This window comes from Limnohabitans sp. 2KL-27 (genome assembly GCF_001269345.1).
GTDB lineage: Bacteria > Pseudomonadota > Gammaproteobacteria > Burkholderiales > Burkholderiaceae_C > Limnohabitans_A.
This window is the reverse complement of record NZ_CXOP01000002.1, coordinates 101,073-120,209: the sequence shown is the minus strand read 5'-3', so window position 1 is coordinate 120,209 and position 19,137 is coordinate 101,073. Positions and strand designations below refer to the sequence as shown.

The window sequence follows — 19,137 nt, the reverse complement described above, 5'->3', positions numbered from 1 at the left end:
GCGTCCATGCAGTTGGCCCTTCCACAGTTGTCTGCGCACCTGCAAAAAGGCTTGCGCAGCCTGTACGTATTGCACGGCGACGAGGCCTTGCTGATCCAGGAAGCCGTCGACGCCATCCGCGCCACGGCGCGCGCTCAAGGCTACACCGAGCGCAGCGTGCACACCGTCTCGGGTGCACACTTTGATTGGAGCGAAGTGCTGGCCGCAGGCGGCTCGCTCAGCCTGTTTGCGGACAAACAAATCGTGGAAGTGCGCGTGCCTTCAGGCAAGCCGGGCAAGGAGGGCAGCACCGCCATTCAGCAACTGGCCGCGTCTGCCCAAGGCAACGACAGCACCCTGACGCTGTTTTTGCTGCCTCGCCTGGATGCCGCCACCCGCAAAGGGGCCTGGTTTGGCGCCTTGGAAAACTCGGGCGTGTCGATCCAGGTCGACCCGGTGGACCGCAACGCACTGCCCCATTGGATCGCGCAGCGCTTGCAGCAGCAAGGCCAGCGCGTGGTGGCAGGCGAAGAGGGCCAGCGCACCTTGCAGTTTTTTGCCGACCGCGTGGAAGGCAACTTGTTGGCCGCTCACCAAGAGATCCAAAAACTCGGTTTGCTTCATCCACCCGGTGAACTCAATCAAGAACAAGTCGAGTCGGCCGTGGTCAATGTGGCCCGCTACGACGTCTTCAAGCTGTCGGAGTCGGTGTTGTCGGGCCAGGTGGCCCGCGTGCAGCGCATGCTCGACGGTCTGCAGGCCGAGGGCGAAGCTGCGGTGCTGGTGCACTACACGCTGGCCGAAGACATCCGCGCTCTCAAACGCGTCAAAGACGCCATCGCCGCAGGCAAGCCCATGCCCTTGGCCTTGCGCGAACAGCGCGTGTGGGGGCCGCGGGAGCGCTTGTTTGAACGTGTGCTGCCCCGCATGACCGAAGCCCGTCTGAATGGTTTGCTGCAAGCGGCGCATCAGGTGGACGGCATCGTCAAAGGCCTCAAAGTCCCCGACTGGCCGACCGACCCCTGGCAAGCCCTGCAACGGCTGGCGCTGCGCTTTTCGCGTTTTTGCGGGGTCCGCTGAGCGGCTGGGCGCATCTGCGAAAATGGTCGAATGACTGAATTGAACACCGCCGAACACGTCCAGGCCTTGGGCCAGCAGGCCAAACAAGCTTCGGCTTTGATGGCCAAGGCCTCGGCTGCCACCAAAAACAAGGCTTTGCGCCATTTGGCCGCCTTGTTGCGCGCCAACACCGATGCTTTGCAGCTGGACAACGCCAAAGATTTGGAGCGAGCCCGCGCCGCTGGCCTGGCCGAGCCCCTGGTCGACCGCCTCAAACTCAGTCCCCAGGTGCTGGAAACCTGCGCCCAGGGCTGCGAGCAGTTGGCCGCCATGCCCGATGTGATCGGCGAAATCATCGGCTTGAAGCAGGTACCCAGCGGCATTCGCGTGGGTCAGATGCGCGTGCCGATTGGCGTGTTCGGCATGATTTTCGAGAGCCGACCCAATGTGACCATCGAAGCGGCCAGCCTGTCCATCAAAAGCGGCAACGCCTGCATCTTGCGCGGTGGTTCAGAGGCGATTGAATCGAACAAGGCCTTGGCCAAATTGGTGCAGCAGGCCTTGACCGAGAGCGGCCTGCCACTTGATGCGGTGCAATTGGTGCAAACCACCGACCGCGCCGCCGTGGGCCAGCTCATCACCATGCCGCAGTTTGTGGACGTGGTCATCCCGCGGGGCGGCAAAGGCCTGATCGAGCGCATCAGCGCCGAAGCCAAAGTGCCCGTGATCAAGCACCTGGATGGCAACTGCCACACCTATGTGGACGACCCGTGCGACATCGACATGGCCACCCGGGTGGCCGACAACGCCAAAACCCAAAAATACAGCCCCTGCAACGCCAGCGAAAGTCTCTTGGTGGCGCGTGGTGTGGCGGCCGAATTCCTGCCCAAAATCGGGGCGATCTATGCCGCCAAGGGCGTGGAAATGCGATGCTGCCCCAAGGCCAAGGCCATCTTGAGCCAGGTCACCGGGGCCAACCTGAAAGACGCCACCGAGCAAGATTGGTTCGAGGAATACTTGGCGCCCATCATCAGCATCAAGGTGGTCGAAGGGGTGGATGAGGCGATTGCCCACATCAACCACTACAGCAGCCACCACACCGACGCCATCCTGACCCGCGACCACATGCACGCCCAGCGCTTCTTGCGCGAGGTGGACTCGGCCAGCGTCATGGTCAACGCCAGCACCCGCTTTGCCGATGGTTTTGAGTACGGCCTGGGTGCCGAAATCGGCATCAGCACCGACAAGTTCCATGCCCGGGGCCCAGTGGGCATCGAAGGCCTGACCTCGCTCAAGTACGTGGTGCTGGGCGAGGGCGAGGTGCGTGGCTGATTGCCGCGCCTTCCGTGCACAGGCACACACGCTGCGGGCGCTGTGTCCGGTAGGCGCTTGCAATGGCGCTCGCCGACCCCATATGATTTTTCTGTTTTGACCCGCTTTTTGCCCGATAAAGGATGCCCATGGTTCCCCACCTCATCACTGCCCTGACCGGCCCCATCAATGAGTTGGAGCAGCGCATCCTCGACTCCATGCCCGCCATTGAGCGTTGGTTCCGTCTGGAATGGATGGAGCACACGCCCCCGTTCTACACCTCGGTCGACATCCGCAATGCGGGCTTCAAGTTGGCCCCGGTCGACACCAACCTTTACCCCGGCGGCTGGAACAACCTGACGCCCGAGATGCTGCCTTTGGCGGTGCAGGCCGCGCAGGCGGCCATCGAGAAGATCTGCCCCGAGGCCAAAAACCTGCTGATCATTCCCGAAAACCACACGCGCAACACCTTTTACCTGACCAATGTGGCGCAGCTGCAGCGCATCTTCCACATGGCCGGCCTGAATGTGCGCCTGGGCTCCATCAACCCCGAGATCAAGGAACCCACCGTCATCGAACTGCCCAACGGCGAGAGCGTGACGCTCGAACCTGTGGTGCGCACCCAGCACCGCCTGGGCCTGAAAGACTTCGACCCCTGCACCATCTTGCTCAACAACGACCTGTCGGCGGGTGCACCGGGCATTCTGGAAGAGCTGCACGAGCAATTTTTGTTGCCGCCCCTGCATGCGGGCTGGAGCGTGCGCCGCAAAACCAAGCATTTCCAGAGTTACGAAGAGGTGGCCAAGCGATTTGGCAAGCTGCTGGGCATCGACCCCTGGCTCATCAACCCGATGTTCAGCCAGTGCGGCGATGTCAACTTTGCCGAGGGCACGGGCATGGAGTGCCTGCGCAGCAATGTCGATGCGCTGCTGACCAAGATCAAGCGCAAATACAAGGAATACGGCATCAACGAAAAGCCGTTTGTGGTGGTCAAGGCCGACAACGGCACCTATGGCATGGGCATCATGACGGTGCGCGATGTGTCCGATCTGGATGCGCTCAACCGCAAGACCCGCAACAAGATGAACGTCATCAAGGACGGCCAAACCGTCAACGACGTGATCATCCAAGAAGGGGTGCTGACCAACGAGCGCATCAACGACGCCGTGGCCGAACCCGTGGTCTACATGATGGACCGCTACGTGGTGGGCGGCTTTTACCGCGTGCACGCCGAGCGCGGCGTGGACGAAAACCTCAATGCCCCGGGTGCCAGCTTTGTGCCTTTGGCCTTTGCCGACACCCCGCACCTGCCCCAGCCCGGTGTCAAACCCGGTGCCAGCGTGCCCAACCGCTTCTATATGTACGGTGTGATTGGCCGTTTGGCCATGCTGGCCGCCAGCTATGAACTGGAAGCCACCGACCCCGAGGCCGAGGTATACGATTGAAGTTGCTGCACTGCAACAAAATCACCGCTTGAACGGTGACACAGGGCCCTGATCGGGCGCAAAATAGCCCATCTTTGTCATTTGGCCTGACCCCACCCAGGCCCTCTCTTGTGTCTTCCACCCGTTCTTCACTCGTCGCATTGACCTTGGGCGCCATTGGCGTGGTTTACGGCGACATTGGCACGAGCGTGCTGTACGCGATGAAAGAGGTGTTTGGCTCCGGCCATGTGCCTTTCACCCACGAAAACGTCTACGGCATCCTCTCCATCTTTTTCTGGACCTTGACCACCATCGTGTCGGTCAAGTATGTGGTGTTGGTGCTGCGGGCCGACAACCACGGCGAGGGGGGGCTGGTGGCCATGCTGGCACTCGCTTCCCAATCGGTGAAAGACCGCCCGCGAACCCGTAAAGTTTTACTGATCGTCGGTATTTTTGGCACCTGCTTGTTTTATGGCGATGGGGTGATCACCCCGGCCATTTCAGTGCTGTCGGCGGTGGAGGGCCTGGAGGTCATCTCGCCCGCTTTCAAAAAATGGGTGATCCCGCTCACGTTGGTGATTTTGTTCTTGCTGTTTTGGGTGCAAAAACGCGGCACGGCAGGCATTGGCAAGTTCTTTGGCCCCATCACCCTGGTCTGGTTTGCCACCATCGCGGTGCTGGGGATCTCGCACATCGTGCACCACCCCGAAATTTTGCTGGCCATCAGCCCGCACTACGCGCTGGGCTTCATGTGGAACGAGCCGGGCACCACCTTCATCATTCTGGGTGCGGTGGTTTTGTGCGTCACGGGCGGCGAGGCGCTGTATGCCGACATGGGCCACTTCGGCAAAAAGCCCATCCGCCTGGCATGGTTCAGCGTGGTCATGCCTTGCCTGACCTTGAACTACTTCGGTCAAGGCGCCCTGTTGTTGTCCAACCCTGAAGCCGTCAAAAATCCCTTTTACCTGATGGCGCCCGATTGGGCCTTGCTGCCGCTGGTGGGCCTGGCGACCATGGCCACGGTGATCGCTTCGCAAGCGCTGATTTCCGGCGCATTCAGCGTGACCAAACAGGTCATTCAGCTGGGTTATCTGCCGCGCTTGCAGGTGCAGCACACCAGCGAAACCGACACCGGTCAAATCTACATGCCCTTTGTGAACTGGGGTTTGTTTGTGGCCATCGTTTTGGCGGTCGTCATGTTCAAGTCGTCCAGCAACCTGGCCGCTGCCTACGGCATTGCCGTGTGCACCGACATGCTGATCACCACGGTGCTCACCTTCTTCGTGATCCGTTACGCCTGGAAGCTGCCGCTGGCGCTGTGCATCGGTGCGACAGGTTTCTTCTTTGTGGTCGACTTGGCGTTTTGGGCGTCCAACATGTTCAAGCTGTTCGACGGCGGCTGGTTCCCGCTGCTCATTGGCGCAGCGGTGTTCATCCTGATGCTGACCTGGCACGATGGCAGACGCTTGCTCAACGAGTCATTGCGCTCGGACGCCTTGCGTTTGCCTGATTTTTTGGATGCGGTCTTCATTTCGCCGCCCACCCGCGTAGATGGCACGGCCGTGTTTTTGACGGCCGAGACCGGTACAGTGCCCAACGCTTTGCTGCACAACCTCAAGCACAACAAGGTTTTGCACGAGCGGAACCTGTTCGTCACGGTGCGCAGCCACGAGGTGCCGCGGGTGGACATCGGTGAGCGTTTGGATGTGACCTCGCTGGGGCACGACTGCTGGCAAGTCATCGTGAACTATGGCTTCAAGGACAACCCGGACCTGCCCTCGGCCTTGGCCACCATCGAAGGCGAGGGTTACAAATTGGACCCGATGACGACCAGCTACTTCTTGTCTCGCGACATCGTGATTCCCACGATTGGCGGCGGCATGGCGACCTGGCGAGAAAAACTCTTTGCCCAGATGCACCACAACGCCAGTGCCGCGGCCGAGTTTCTGAACTTGCCCACCAACGCGGTGGTCGAGTTGGGCTCCAAAATCGAAATTTAATCGGGGTCAGATCCCAATTGATTCAGATCAAACCACGGACCCCATCGCCTCGCCCATGGCGATGGGTCGGGCGGGTGTCCAGTCGGTGTTGAACTGCATCACGCTTTGGGGGAACAACATCACCACCGTAGAGCCGAGCAAAAAGCGGCCCATCTCTTCACCTTGCGCCAGGCTGATGCTGCCCATCTCGTAAGTCCATTCGCGCACCGTGCCTGGGCGTGGGGGGTTGACCACCCCGTGCCACACCGTGGCCATGCTGCCCACAATGGTGGCACCCACCAGCACCATCACAAAGGGGCCGTGCTCGCCCTCGAAAACGCACACCACGCGTTCATTGCGGGCAAACAGGCCGGGCACACCCCGGGCTGTGGTCGGGTTGACCGAGAACAAGTCGCCCGGCACGTAAACCATGCGGGACAAGCGCCCTGCGCAAGGCATGTGGATGCGGTGGTAGTCGCGCGGGCTGAGGTAGAGCGTGGCAAATTGGCCATCTTGAAACTGCGCCGCCAGCGCCGCGTCGCCGCCCACCAAAGCGCGTGTGCTGTAGCTGTGGCCCTTGGCTTGGAACACCTGATCGCCTGCAATCTGGCCGCACTGGCTGATGGCGCCGTCCACGGGGCTGACATATGCGGCATGGGCCAAAGGGCGTGCGCTGGCGTGGAGCGGGCGGGTGAAAAACTCGTTGAAGCTCTTGTAACTGGCCGTGTCCGGGTTGGCCGCTTCGCTCATGTTCACGTTGTAGCGCTGGACGAACCAGTCGATGATGCCGGTGGTCGCGCCGCCCCACTGGCTGCCCGCCACCCAGCCCGCAAAGGCGGTCAGGGCTTGCTTGGGGATCAGGTACTGCGGCAAAACCGCCAAGCGGTCAGAGAAGGAACTGGACATGAGGGGGCCGCCAAGGCGGTTCAAGACAATTGCCAGATTTTATCGGGCCGCCTGCTCGGGTTTCCCCCTTGTGGGTGGCGGCCCCTGCGGCCGAAGGGTGGCGACCCAACAGGCACAATCCAACCATGAACTCCCCACTGCTTTCAGTCGAACATCTGGTCAAACGCTACGGCGACACCACGGTGGTCAATGACCTGTCTTTCCACATCGAGCCCGGCGAATGCCTGGGCGTGATCGGCCCCAACGGCGCGGGCAAAACCACCACGCTGCGCATGTGCCTGGGCCTGTCACAACCCGATGGCGGTGAAATCCGTTATTTCGACGGATTGCAAATGCCGCGCGACGCACTGGCCATCAAGTCCCGCTTGGGCGTGGTCGCGCAAATGGACACGCTGGACCCGGACTTCACCGCCGAAGAAAACCTCTTGGTGTTTGGCCGCTACTTTGGCTTGCCCGACGCCGTGATCCGCGAGCGCATCCCCCAGCTGCTGGATTTTGGTGCGCTCAGTCACAAAGCCAAATCCAAGCCTGGCGAGTTGTCAGGTGGCATGAAACGGCGCTTGAGTTTGTCGCGCGCGCTCATCAACCAACCGCAATTGCTGATGCTCGACGAGCCCACCACGGGTCTGGACCCGCAAGCGCGCCACCTCATGTGGGAGCGCCTGCAGGTCTTGCTGCAAGAAGGCAAGTCCATCTTGCTCACCACCCATTTCATGGACGAGGCCGAGCGCCTGTGCTCGCGCTTGTTGGTGTTGGACCAAGGCCGCAAGATCGCCGAAGGCAAACCCCGCGATTTGATCGCCGAGCACCTGGAGCCCGAGGTGGTGGAAGTGTTTGGCCAAGGCGCAGTCGCGCTGGCGCAAGAGGCCAGCTTGAAGGCGCTGTCAGGCAGGGTCGAGGTCAGCGGCGAGACGGTGTTTTTCTACACCCAGGACAGCCGCGCCCTGATGGCGGCCTTGCAAGCCTGGCCCGCGCTGCGCACGCTGCACCGACCTTCTAACCTGGAAGACCTGTTCTTGAAGTTGACCGGACGACAGATCCGCGAGGAGGGTTAAGCCATGAGCCAAATTCAAAACAACATCTGGGCCGCACCCCGACTGTCCATGCGCTGGTGGCCCGTGTTCCAGCGCAACTGGCTGGTCTGGAAAAAACTCGCCATCCCCAGCCTGGTGGGCAACATCGCCGAGCCGCTCATGTGGCTGGTGGCCTTTGGTTACGGCCTCGGCTCGCTGGTCGGGCAGATCGAGCTGGGCGGCGAAAAGGTGCCCTACATCCTTTTCTTGGCCAGCGGCAGCATCTGCATGAGCGCCATGAACGCCGCCACCTTTGAAGCCTTGTATTCCGCGTTCTCGCGCATGCACGTGCAAAAAACCTGGGATGGCATCATGAACGCCCCGGTGCGCCTGGACGATGTGGTGCTGGCCGAAATGCTCTGGGCGGCCTTCAAGGCCTTGTTCACCGTGACCGCCATTTTGGTCGTGATGATGGCCTTGGGCATCAGCCACAGCTGGAAGCTGCTGGTGGCCTGGCCCGTGCTGCTGGGTGTGGGCATCACCTTCAGCTGCATGGCGCTGATCTTCAATGCGCTGGCCAAGGGCTACGACTTCTTCACCTATTACTTCACCCTGTTCCTCACGCCCATGATGTTCCTCTCGGGCATCTTCTTTCCGCGTGAGCAACTGCCAGGTTTTGTGCGCGTGGTCGCGGACTGGCTGCCGCTGTCGGTGGCGGTGGACTTGGTGCGCCCCTTGTTTCTGGACCGCTGGCCAGACCAGCCGCTGCGCCATGTGCTGGTGCTGGCGGTGTTTGCGGGGGTGTCGTTCTGGATCGCCTTGGCTTTGACGAGGAAGCGGTTCAGGAGTTGAAACCACGAGCCTGACGCATCCTTCACTGTGGGGCATGTGTCAGCCATTTGCCCCCTCCACCCGCTAAGATCTTCCATTTTTCCCATTTCACACTTTCAAGGATTGAGCATGAGCATCCAGACCGTAGGCATCATTGGCGCAGGCACCATGGGCAATGGCATCGCACAGGCGTGTGCGGTGTCGGGCATCCAGGTCGTGATGGTCGACATCTCGGACGCAGCCGTGGCCAAAGGCGTGGCCACCGTCACCAGCAGCCTGGACCGTCTGGTCAAAAAAGAAAAAATCAGCGAAGCCGACAAAGACGCCGCTTTGGCACGCATCAAAGGTTCGAGCAGCTACGACGACCTCAAGGGCGCCCAACTGGTGATCGAAGCCGCCACCGAGAACCACGAACTCAAAGTCAAGATCTTGAAGCAGCTCGACGGCATGCTGGCCCCGGGCGTGATCATCGCGTCCAACACCTCGTCGATCTCGATCACGCAGTTGGCCGCCGCCACGCAGCGCGCCGACCGCTTCATCGGCATGCACTTTTTCAACCCCGTGCCCATGATGGCGCTGGTCGAAATCATCCGCGGCCTGCAGACCAGCGACGCCACGCACGATGCGGTGCACGACATGGCGCTGGCTTTGGGCAAGACCCCCATCACCGTGAAGAACGCGCCCGGCTTTGTGGTCAACCGCATCCTGGTGCCCATGATCAACGAGGCCTTCTTTGTGCTGGGCGAAGGCTTGGCCGAAGCCGAAGCCATTGACGCCGGCATGAAGCTCGGCTGCAACCAGCCCATCGGCCCTCTGGCGCTGGCCGACATGATTGGTCTGGATGTGTGCCTGGCCGTGATGGAGGTTTACCTCAAGGAGTTCGGCGACAGCAAATACCGCCCCAGCCCGCTGCTTAAAGAAATGGTGGCCGCAGGCCGTTTGGGCCGCAAGACCGGTCAGGGTGTTTACAAGTACTGAGGTCCTATTCCCTGTGGGAGCGAGCCCCTGCTCGCGAATGTGTGCATCGGACACTTCACGCATTCGGCTGCAGGGGCAGCCTCCTACAGAAATACAACAGAGCGAGTGCCATGAACACCACCCCCCACCCCGAAGGCCAGATCGATTGCAGCGTGCACGGTGCGGTCCTTCAAATCAGCATCAACCGCCCTGCCAAGCGCAACGGCTTCACACCCAAAATGTTCCGTGAGTTGGGCGAGGCCTACACCCGGCTGGACGACGACCCGGCGCTGCGCGTGGGTGTGCTGTGCGCGGCGGGCGACCATTTCACCGCCGGGCTCGATTTGCCGACCATCGCGCCACTGATGCAACGCGGCGAAAAAGCCGTGCCACTGGGCTTGGTGGACCCGCTGAACCTGGGCATGGAAGGCTATCGCCGCCGCACCAAACCCATGGTGGTGGCGGTGCAGGGCATCACCTACACGCTGGGCATCGAGCTGATGCTGGCCGCTGACATCGTGGTGGCGGCGGACGACTGCCGGTTTTCGCAGCTGGAGGTGCAGCGCGGCATCATGGCCACGGGCGGCGCCACGCTGCGCATGGCCGAGCGTGCCGGCATGGGCAATGCGCTCTTGCACCTGCTCACGGCCGATGTGTTCGACAGCGCCGAAGCCCTGCGCCTGAACTTCGTGCAAAAGGTGGTGCCTGCGGCGGGTTTGCTGGCCGAGGCCATGCGCATGGCCGGGCAGATCGCCGCGCAAGCGCCGCTGGCGGTGGTCGCCACGCGCCAGAATGTGCTCAAGGGCGTGGAGCACGGCCCGCTGGTGGCCATGCACGACTTTCTGTCGGTGCAGAAAACGCTGTCTCACAGCGACGATGCCGCCGAGGGCGTGCGCTCGTTTGTAGAAAAGCGCGCGGCGCGTTTCACAGGACACTGAAACGGCGCAAGCGCTCGGTCACAATCGGCGCATGACCGAACCGAACGCTGTGCATCCTTACGCTGATCTCACCCCCGACCGCGTGATGGACGCCTTGACCGATCTGGGCCTGTGGCCCGACGGCCGTTTGCTGGCGCTCAGCTCCTATGAAAACCGTGTGTACCGAGCCTACCTGGACGAGCCAGTGCAAGGCGCATCGGCCGTGGTGCTCAAGTTTTACCGCCCGGGGCGCTGGAGTCGGGCACAGATTCAAGAAGAACACGACTTCGCAGCCGAACTCTTGGCGGGCGAAGTGCCCGTGGTCGCGCCCCTGGTGCTGAACGGCCAGACGCTGCACCAAGGCGTGGGCTTTGATTTTTCGGTCAGCCCCTTGCGTGGCGGCCGTGCGCCTGAGCTGGATGATTTGGATGTGCTCGAATGGATCGGCCGCTTTTTGGCCCGCATCCACACGGTGGGGGCGGCCAAACCCTTTGTGCATCGCCCCGCCCTCGATGTGCAGACCTTTGCGCTGGAGCCCGCCGAGTGGCTCACAACACACCAGATGATCCCTTTGGAAGTCGAGCGCGAATGGCGCGAGGCCTTTGACGAGGCGCTGGCATGTGTGCAGGAAAAAATGGCGCAAGGAGCGTCAAACCGCCGCCTGATTCGACTGCACGGCGACTGCCACCCGGGCAATATTTTGTGGACGCCCACCGAGCTGCCTGGCGGCGGTCCGCACTTTGTGGACCTGGACGACGCCCGCATGGGCCCTGCCGTGCAAGACCTGTGGATGCTGCTGTCGGGTGACCGGGCTCAGCGCACCCAGCAACTGTCGGCCTTGCTCGATGGTTATGAGCAGGTGCGCGACTTCGACCGGGCTGAGTTGGACCTGATCGAGCCACTGCGCACCTTGCGACTGATCCATTACAGCGCTTGGTTGGCACGGCGCTGGCAAGACCCGATTTTCCCGGTCAACTTCCCGTGGTTTGGCACGCCCGACTACTGGCGTGGCCAGGTGCTCATGCTGCAAGAGCAGGTCGAGCAGATGCAGGAGGCGCCGCTCAGCGTCTGAGCCACGGTTGGGTGGTCGGGCCCTCGCAAGCATTCGCGAGCGGGGGCTCGCGCCCACGCAGTCCGTCGCAGCGCTTTGTGGTAGGCCGCCCCTGCAGCCGAATGTCTTCCTACCAGCCGTAGAGCGCTCAGCTCAACAGCGCATTCACCCGCTTCACATACGCTGCAGGGTCAGCAGGCAAACCGCCTTCGGCCAGCAAGGCCTGGTCAAACAGGATGTGGGCCAGGTCGTGGAAGTGGACCGAGCCGTCGAGCTTTTTGACCAGCGCGTGCTCGGGGTTGACTTCGAGCACGGGCTTGACTTCAGGGGCGCTTTGCCCTGCTTGTTTGAGCATGCGGGCCAGTTGCATGCTCATGCCGTCGTCGGTCACCACCAAGCAGGCGGGGCTGTCCACCAAGCGGCTGGTCACGCGCACGTCTTCGGCTTTGTCTTTCAGCGCTTCTTTCAGTTTGGCCAGCACAGGCTTGAAGGTTTCGGCCGCGTCTTCAGCGGCTTTCTTTTCTTCGTCGTCTTGCAGCTTGCCCAGGTCAAACGCGCCCTTGGCCACGCTTTGCAGCGGGGTGCCGTCAAACTCGTGCACAAAGTTCAGCGCCCATTCGTCCACGCGGTCGGTCATGAGCAGCACTTCGATGCCTTTTTTCTTGAAGACCTCGAGCTGCGGGCTGTTTTTGGCGGCGGCCAAGGTGTCGGCGGTGATGTAGTAGATCGCGTCCTGTCCCTCTTCCATGCGGGCTTTGTAGTCGGCAAAGCTCACGCTCACGGTGTCATGGGTCGATGAAGCGAAACGCAGCAGTTTGGACAAACGCGCTTGGTTGCCAAAGTCTTCGCCCAGGCCTTCTTTGAGCACCGCGCCGAACTCGGCGTAGAACTTGGAATACTGTCCGAACTTGGCTTTGTCTTCTTCCGACAGGACGTCTGTCACGCCGTCTTGGGCTTCTGGCGCTTTGTCGTGTTTGGCCAGGTCTTCCAACATGGACAGCACACGCTTGGTGCAGCCTTCGCGGATGGCTTTGACATCGCGGCTTTCTTGCAGCAGCTCGCGGCTCACGTTCAGGGGCAGGTCGGCGGAGTCCACCACGCCCTTGACGAAGCGCAGGTAGCTGGGCATCAGCGCTTCGGCTTCGTCCATGATGAACACGCGCTTCACATACAACTTGATGCCGGCTTTTTTGTCTCGGTTCCACAGGTCTTGTGGCGCTTTGCCGGGGATGTAGAGCAGCTGGGTGTATTCGGTGCTGCCTTCCACGCGGTTGTGCGTCCAGGTCAGCGGGGCTTCAAAGTCGCGGCTGATCTGCTTGTAAAAATCAGCGTATTGCTCATCGGTGATGTCTTTCTTGGGGCGGGTCCACAGGGCGCTGGCTTTGTTGATGGTTTCCCACTCGCCGGTCTTGACCATGGCGCCGGGCTGGCGGCCACCTTCTTCGTTGTTCGGGTCGATCAGCTCGCCGTCTTGCCACTCTTCTTTTTCCATCAGGATGGGCAAGCTGATGTGGTCAGAGTACTTGCCGACGATTTCCTTGAGCTTCCAGGTGTTGGCGTAATCCAGCGCCTCTTCGCGCAGGTGCAGGATCACGCTGGTGCCGCGCTCGGCGCGGGTGATGGTTTCCACCTCAAAGTCGCCCGTGCCGCCGCTGATCCAGCGCACGCCTTCGGCAGCGGCCGCACCTGCACGGCGGGTTTCAACGGTGATTTTGTCGGCGACGATGAAGCCCGAGTAAAAGCCCACGCCGAACTGGCCGATCAGCTGCGCGTCCGACTTTTGGTCGCCGCTGAGCTTGCTCATGAAGTCCTTGGTGCCGCTCTTGGCGATCGTGCCCAAGTGGTCAATGGCTTCTTGCGCCGTCATGCCGATGCCGTTGTCGGTGATGGTCAGGGTCTTGGCCGTTTTGTCGAAAGACAAACGCACCTGCAAATCGGGGGCGTCTTCGTACAGGGCGGTGTTGTTGAGTGCTTCAAAGCGCAGCTTGTCGCAGGCATCCGAGGCGTTGGAGATCAGCTCGCGCAGAAAAATCTCTTGGTTGGAATACAGCGAATGCGTGACCAGGTGCAGCAGTTGCGCGACTTCGGCCTGAAAGGCATGGGTTTGTTTGCTCATAGCGGTTCAACAGTAAAAAAGTCAGAAAACAATGACGCCCCACAGCTTGGGGCGTCTGGCAGGGTTTCAAGAGGGGTCAGAACGACTCGTTGGGGCCCAAATACCGCCAAGTGCCTGCAGGCATTTGCCCCAGCTGCACGCCGCCCATGCGGATGCGTTTGAGACCCACCACTTTGAGGCCCACTTGCTCGCACATGCGGCGGATCTGGCGCTTTTTGCCCTCGGTCAGCACAAAGCGCAGCTGCTCTGGGTTTTGCCACTCCACCTTGGCGGGCTTGAGGGGTTTGCCATCCAGGCTCAAGCCATGGCGCAGGCGATCGAGCAGCGCCTTGGGAAAGACGGCTTGCACATTGGCGCTCACGCGGTCGAAGTCGCCAATGGCCGTGAGCTGGTTGGCCTTGCCGCCATAGGTGGCCGATGCGGCGGTGGCCGCGGCGGTGTTTTCGTGGCCGGTGTAGGCCACGCGCACCAGGTACTCTTTTTCCATCTCCGAGTCTTCACCGATCAGCTGACGCGCCACGCGGCCGTCTTGTGTCAGCACCAGCAGGCCTGTGGAGTCGATGTCCAGGCGCCCTGCCGGGGCCAAGCCACGCAGGTGGGGCGGGGTGAAGCGCAGCTTGGACGGGTCACCGCCCCAGTGGCTGCGCGGGTTGATCAGGGTGATGGCGGGTTCGTGCCCGTCTTCGGCCTGGCCGCTCACATAGCCCATGGGTTTGTGCAAAAGAATAGTCACTTGCCGGTCTTGCTGTTGCTCGGCGGCCTTGTCGATGGTGATGCGGTCGGCCAAGCTGACCTGCTGGCCCATGCTGGCGGGTTGGCCGTTGACCATCACCCAGCCTTGTTCGATCCAGGCGTCGGCTTCGCGGCGCGAACACATGCGCAGCTCGGCCATGCGCTTGTTCAGGCGCGAAGTCCCGCTGGGTGCGGCGGCGTCGCCTTTGCCTTCGGGGCGGGGGGCGCGTTTGAAAGCGGGGGGCTGGGTCATGTGAGGTATCAAAAGGGGGCTGAAAGGGGCCAAATCGGCCGAAGGCCAATTGTCCCTCTTTTGCACATCAAAACTGGGCCGTGCGCAGCCCCTGCAAATCCAGAATGCGCAGCCCGCCGTATTCGATGCGGATGAGCTGGCGCGTTTCCAACACGCGCAGCGCTTCGTTCACGCGCTGGCGCGACAGGCCCACCAAATAGGCCAGCTCTTGTTGGGTGATGCGCAGCACCTCGCCCACGCCGGAAAACAGCACCGGGTTGAACAAGGTGGCCAAGTGCCGGGCCAGGCGCAGCTCGGGGTTGGTCATGCGGTCCAGTTCGCGTGCCGCGATGAACTGGCCCAGCCGCTCGTTGAGTTGCTGCATGATGAAGCGGTTGAAACCCAGCGAGTGGTCGATCAGCCAGTGGAAAGTCTCCAGCTGCAAGCCCGCCACCACGCTGGGGCGCAGGGGCTGGATGTTGTAGCGGTAAACCTCGCGCTTGAGCGCCGTGCCCTCACCAAACCAGCCTCCGGGCGGCACGCCGGTGAAGGTCATGGTCTGGCCGCTTTCGTTGTCGCTGCTCATTTTGAGCAGGCCCGAGATCACACCAAACCAAAAGGTCACGGGGCGGCCCACGCGGCACACGTAGTCGCCCACCTGCGGATCGCTCACCACCAGCTGGGGCACGATCTCCAAGCGTTCTTGTGGACTCAGCAGGTGCAGCCACGGGATCATCTGAAGCTCTGCTTCGGTGGGCGCGCGGCGGCGCTGGTAAACGCTGTTTTCTTTGGTCATGTCAAAAGTGATGCTTGTCAGGAACCGGTCAGAAGGGCTAGGGGTCTTCCCTGAATTGTCGTCCAAACGACAACTTGGCGTCAAATGGATGCCTACCATCCGTTCCAGTTCAGTCGCATTGCATTCAATGCACCGTTTTTGGAGACAGGTCAGGTCATGCAAACAACGTTTCCCCGTTTGATGCTCAAGCACGCTGCTGAGCGCCCCACAGCGCCCGCACTGCGCGAGAAGGAATATGGCATTTGGCAAACCACCAACTGGTCGGATCTGGCCCGCTTGGTCCAGTCGGTGGCCTGCGGTTTGCATCAGGCCGGCTTGCAGCGCGGCGAGCATCTGATCGTGGTGGGCTCCAACCGCCCCCGTCTCTACGCCACCATGCTGGCTGCGCAATCGCTGGGCGCGATCCCTGTGCCGCTCTACCAAGACGCAGCCGCTGCCGAATGCGTGTTCCCCATCACCAACGCCGAAGTGCGCTTTGCCGTGGTGGAAGACCAAGAGCAGGTCGACAAGATGCTCGAAGTGCGCGAGCAATGCCCCCAGTTGACGCACATTTATTACGACGATCCCCGTGGCTTGCGCAAGTACACCGAAGACGGCCTGGGCTCGCTCGAAGAGCTCATCGCCGCCGGTGGCGTGTTCGCCAAGCAGCACCCGCAGTTCTTCAGCGAAGAGGTGGACAAAGCGGCTTACACCGATGTGGCCGCCATGTTCTTCACCTCGGGCACCACAGGCAACCCCAAGGGTGTGGTGCACACCCACAGCTCCCTGATCGACCGCGCCGATGCCGGCGCCGAGTTTGACAAGCTGACCAGCGCCGAGGACGTGCTGGCCTACATGCCGCCCGCCTGGATCGGTCAGAACATCTTCAGCTACGCGCAGTGGCTGGTGTGCGGTTACGTCGTCAACTGCCCAGAGTCATCGGCCACCGTGACGATCGACCTCAAAGAAATTGGCCCGACGTACTACTTCGCGCCGCCCCGCGTGTTCGAGGGCATGCTCACCAGCGTGATGATCCGCATGGAAGACGCGGGCAGCTTCAAGCGCAAGCTCTTCCACTATTTCATGGGCGTGGCCAAAAAAGTCGGCCCCGCCTTGATGGACGGCCAGTCGGTCGGCTTCATGGACCGTCTGGTCTATGGCTTGGGCAACCTCATGGTGTACGGCCCCTTGCGCAACAACATGGGTTTTAGCCGCGTGCGCGTGGCCTACACCGCGGGCGAGGCGATTGGCCCCGACCTGTTCACCTTCTTCCGCTCGATTGGCGTGAACATCAAGCAGCTGTATGGTTCCACCGAAACCGCTGTGTTTGTGTGCCTGCAGCCCGACAACGAAGCCCGTGCCGACACCGTGGGCGTGCCGTGCAAGGGCGTGGAAATCAAGGTCGCCGACAACGGTGAGATCATGGTCAAGTCGCCCGGCTTGCTCAAGGGCTATTACAAGAACCAGAAGGCCACCGACGAGGTGTTGACGGCCGACGGTTGGTACCACACCAGCGATGCGGGCTTCATCGACAGCCATGGCCACCTGAAGATCATTGACCGCGTCAAAGACGTGGGTCGCATTCAGGGCGGCGCCAACGATGGCGCGATGTTTGCGCCCAAGTACGTCGAGAACAAACTCAAGTTCTTCCCGCACATCAAAGAGGTGGTGGCCTATGGCGACCAGCGCGAAAAAGTGTGCGTCATGCTCAACATCGACTTTGACGCCGTGGGCAACTGGGCCGAGCGCCGCAACCTGCCTTATGCCGGTTACACCGACCTGGCCCAAAAGTCCGAGGTCTACCAACTCATCCAGGAATGCGTGGAAAAGGTCAACGCCGATTTGGCCGAAGACGCCATGCTGGCCGGCAGCCAAGTCTCGCGCTTTTTGATCCTGCACAAAGAGCTGGATGCCGACGACGGCGAGTTGACCCGCACCAACAAGGTCCGCCGCGGTTTCATCGCCGACAAATACAAACCGCTGGTCGATGGCCTGTACGAAGGTCGGACCGAGCAGTTCATTGAGACGGTGGTCAAGTTCGAAGACGGCCGCACCGGCAGCGTCAGCGCCACGCTCAAGATTTCCGACGCCAAAACATTCACATCCGTGAAGGCAGCAGCATGACCAAGAAAATCGGCGACGTCATTCTGGACGTCAACAACATCAGTTTGCGTTTCGGCGGCGTGAAGGCGCTGACCGACATTTCGTTCAACGTGCGCGAACACGAAGTGCGTGCCATCATCGGCCCCAACGGCGCTGGCAAAAGCTCGATGCTCAACTGCATCAACGGCGTGTACCAGCCGCAAGAGGGCAGCATCACTTTCCGTGGCCAAAAGTTTGACCACATGAACAGCCGCCAAGTGGCCGAGATGGGCATCGCCCGCACCTTCCAAAACCTGGCGTTGTTCAAGGGCATGAGCGTGATCGACAACATCATGACCGGCCGCAATCTGCGCATCAAAAGCAACCTGTTCATGCAGGCCTTGCGCATTGGCCCCGCACAACGCGAAGAAGAAGAGCACCGCGAATTTGTCGAGCACATCATCGACTTTCTGGAGATCCAGGCCTTTCGCAAAACGCCTGTGGGCCAGCTGCCCTATGGTTTGCAAAAGCGGGTGGACTTGGGCCGTGCCTTGGCCATGGAGCCCCAAGTGCTTTTGCTCGACGAGCCGATGGCCGGCATGAATATGGAAGAAAAGCAGGACATGTGCCGCTTTATTCTGGATGTGAACGACGAGTTCGGCTCCACCATCGTGTTGATCGAGCACGACATGGGCGTGGTGATGGACATTTCCGACCGCGTGGTGGTGTTGGACTACGGCAAAAAAATCGGCGACGGGACTCCCGAAGAAGTGCGCAACAACGAAGAAGTGATCAGTGCCTATCTGGGCACCAGCCACTGAGGAGAACAAGACATGGCATTTTTCCTGGAAGCTCTTTTTGGCGGCCTCATGGCCGGCATGCTCTATGCCCTGGTGGCGCTGGGCTTTGTGCTGATTTTCAAAGCCTCGGGCGTGTTCAACTTCGCGCAAGGTGCGATGGTCTTGTTCGCGGCTTTGGCCATGGCGCGTTTTTCCGAATGGATTCCCGGCTGGCTGGGCATCGAAGACAAGCTCTTGGGCAACCTGATCGCTTTTGTGCTGGCTGCCGCCATCATGTTTGTGCTGGCCTGGTTGATCGAGCGCTTGGTGTTGCGCCACCTGGTCAACCAAGAAGGCGTGACCTTGCTGATGGCCACCTTGGACATCACCTATTTCCTGGACGGCCTGGGCCAGACGATCTTTGGCAGTGCCATTTACCAAATCGATGTCGGCATGCCCAAAGAACCGGTCTTTCTTTTCCAGTCCGTTTTTGATGGCGGAGTGTTGATCAGTCTGGAAGACGTCTATGCCGCGTGCATTGCCGCTTTGCTGGTGGTGGTGTTGTCCCTTTTCTTCCAAAAAACCAGCACCGGTCGTGCTCTGCGTGCGGTGGCCGACGACCACCAAGCGGCACAGTCGATTGGCATCCCGCTCAACCGCATCTGGGTGATCGTCTGGTTTGTGGCCGGCATCACCGCCTTGGTGGCTGGCATCATCTGGGGCTCTAAGTTGGGCGTGCAGTTCTCGCTCACCACCGTGGCTTTGCGGGCCTTGCCGGTGATCATTTTGGGGGGCCTGACCTCGGTGCCCGGCGCCATCATCGGCGGCCTGATCATCGGTGTGGGTGAAAAGCTGTCCGAGGTGTACCTTGGCCCCTATGTGGGCGGCGGCATCGAAATATGGTTTGCTTATGTGCTGGCGCTGGTGTTCTTGCTGTTCCGTCCGCAAGGCCTGTTCGGCGAAAAAATCATCGACCGCGTGTAAGGAGAGAAAA

The 19,137-nt window shown here is 61.1% G+C and carries 16 protein-coding genes; 12 read left to right on the top strand and 4 right to left on the bottom strand.

Annotated elements, in window-relative coordinates; genetic code table 11:
• The first annotated feature begins 6 nt into the window (after window positions 1-6).
• The 4 genes from holA (at window position 7) to LHAB_RS03150 (ending at window position 5,773) form a co-directional block, all read left to right on the top strand.
• Window positions 7-1,059, top strand: coding sequence for a DNA polymerase III subunit delta (gene holA, locus LHAB_RS03165; protein ID WP_090043941.1), 1,053 nt, complete (start codon window positions 7-9; stop codon window positions 1,057-1,059).
• A 30-nt stretch (window positions 1,060-1,089) separates the two neighbouring features.
• On the top strand, window positions 1,090-2,370 hold the full coding sequence (locus LHAB_RS03160; RefSeq protein WP_090043940.1) for a glutamate-5-semialdehyde dehydrogenase: 1,281 nt from the start codon (window positions 1,090-1,092) through the stop codon (window positions 2,368-2,370).
• 128 nt (window positions 2,371-2,498) lie between these two features.
• Window positions 2,499-3,794, top strand: coding sequence for a glutamate--cysteine ligase (gshA, locus tag LHAB_RS03155; RefSeq protein WP_090047596.1), 1,296 nt, complete (start codon window positions 2,499-2,501; stop codon window positions 3,792-3,794).
• Between the two features lie 110 nt (window positions 3,795-3,904).
• A complete protein-coding gene (locus LHAB_RS03150) occupies window positions 3,905-5,773 on the top strand; it encodes a potassium transporter Kup (protein ID WP_194943073.1) in 1,869 nt (622 codons plus the stop codon).
• 27 nt (window positions 5,774-5,800) lie between these two features.
• On the opposite strand, the gene asd is transcribed toward LHAB_RS03150, so the two are convergent.
• The gene (gene asd, locus LHAB_RS03145; protein ID WP_090043938.1) at window positions 5,801-6,658 is read right to left on the bottom strand and encodes an archaetidylserine decarboxylase; all 858 of its coding nucleotides are present in this window, start codon (window positions 6,656-6,658) and stop codon (window positions 5,801-5,803) included.
• Between the two features lie 125 nt (window positions 6,659-6,783).
• Here asd and LHAB_RS03140 point away from each other — a divergent pair, with 125 nt between their 5' ends.
• The 5 genes from LHAB_RS03140 to LHAB_RS03120 all read left to right on the top strand — a co-directional run bounded on the left by LHAB_RS03140 (window position 6,784) and on the right by LHAB_RS03120 (window position 11,448).
• Window positions 6,784-7,713, top strand: coding sequence for an ATP-binding cassette domain-containing protein (locus LHAB_RS03140; RefSeq protein WP_090047594.1), 930 nt, complete (start codon window positions 6,784-6,786; stop codon window positions 7,711-7,713).
• A gap of 3 nt (window positions 7,714-7,716) precedes the next feature.
• Window positions 7,717-8,523 (top strand): ABC transporter permease, encoded by an 807-nt coding sequence (locus LHAB_RS03135; RefSeq protein ID WP_090043937.1) that lies wholly within the window; start codon window positions 7,717-7,719, stop codon window positions 8,521-8,523.
• Between the two features lie 102 nt (window positions 8,524-8,625).
• Entirely contained in the window at window positions 8,626-9,480 is an 855-nt protein-coding gene (locus LHAB_RS03130) for a 3-hydroxybutyryl-CoA dehydrogenase (RefSeq protein ID WP_369814099.1), read from the top strand.
• A 110-nt stretch (window positions 9,481-9,590) separates the two neighbouring features.
• Window positions 9,591-10,397 carry a crotonase/enoyl-CoA hydratase family protein gene (locus LHAB_RS03125; RefSeq protein WP_090043935.1) on the top strand — a complete coding sequence of 269 codons (807 nt, stop codon included), beginning with the start codon at window positions 9,591-9,593 and terminating at the stop codon, window positions 10,395-10,397.
• Between the two features lie 31 nt (window positions 10,398-10,428).
• A complete protein-coding gene (locus LHAB_RS03120) occupies window positions 10,429-11,448 on the top strand; it encodes a serine/threonine protein kinase (protein ID WP_090043934.1) in 1,020 nt (339 codons plus the stop codon).
• Window positions 11,449-11,575: 127 nt separating this feature from the next.
• Here LHAB_RS03120 and htpG read toward each other — a convergent pair whose 3' ends face one another.
• From htpG to LHAB_RS03105, 3 genes are all read right to left on the bottom strand, one after another.
• Window positions 11,576-13,543, bottom strand: coding sequence for a molecular chaperone HtpG (htpG, locus tag LHAB_RS03115; RefSeq protein ID WP_090043933.1), 1,968 nt, complete (start codon window positions 13,541-13,543; stop codon window positions 11,576-11,578).
• A gap of 76 nt (window positions 13,544-13,619) precedes the next feature.
• Window positions 13,620-14,528, bottom strand: a complete 909-nt coding sequence (locus LHAB_RS03110; protein ID WP_090047593.1) for a pseudouridine synthase — start codon at window positions 14,526-14,528, stop codon at window positions 13,620-13,622.
• A gap of 67 nt (window positions 14,529-14,595) precedes the next feature.
• Window positions 14,596-15,303 (bottom strand): Crp/Fnr family transcriptional regulator, encoded by a 708-nt coding sequence (locus LHAB_RS03105; RefSeq protein WP_194943072.1) that lies wholly within the window; start codon window positions 15,301-15,303, stop codon window positions 14,596-14,598.
• Between the two features lie 156 nt (window positions 15,304-15,459).
• Here LHAB_RS03105 and LHAB_RS03100 point away from each other — a divergent pair, with 156 nt between their 5' ends.
• The 3 genes from LHAB_RS03100 to LHAB_RS03090 are packed head-to-tail and all read left to right on the top strand — an operon-like array spanning window position 15,460 to window position 19,127.
• Window positions 15,460-17,406 carry an AMP-dependent synthetase/ligase gene (locus tag LHAB_RS03100; RefSeq protein ID WP_090047590.1) on the top strand — a complete coding sequence of 649 codons (1,947 nt, stop codon included), beginning with the start codon at window positions 15,460-15,462 and terminating at the stop codon, window positions 17,404-17,406.
• Window positions 17,403-18,185 carry an ABC transporter ATP-binding protein gene (locus LHAB_RS03095; protein ID WP_090043932.1) on the top strand — a complete coding sequence of 261 codons (783 nt, stop codon included), beginning with the start codon at window positions 17,403-17,405 and terminating at the stop codon, window positions 18,183-18,185. The genes LHAB_RS03100 and LHAB_RS03095 overlap by 4 nt, the downstream gene beginning before the upstream one ends.
• Before the next feature lie 12 nt (window positions 18,186-18,197).
• A complete protein-coding gene (locus LHAB_RS03090; RefSeq protein ID WP_090043931.1) occupies window positions 18,198-19,127 on the top strand; it encodes a branched-chain amino acid ABC transporter permease in 930 nt (309 codons plus the stop codon).
• Window positions 19,128-19,137 lie beyond the last annotated feature (10 nt).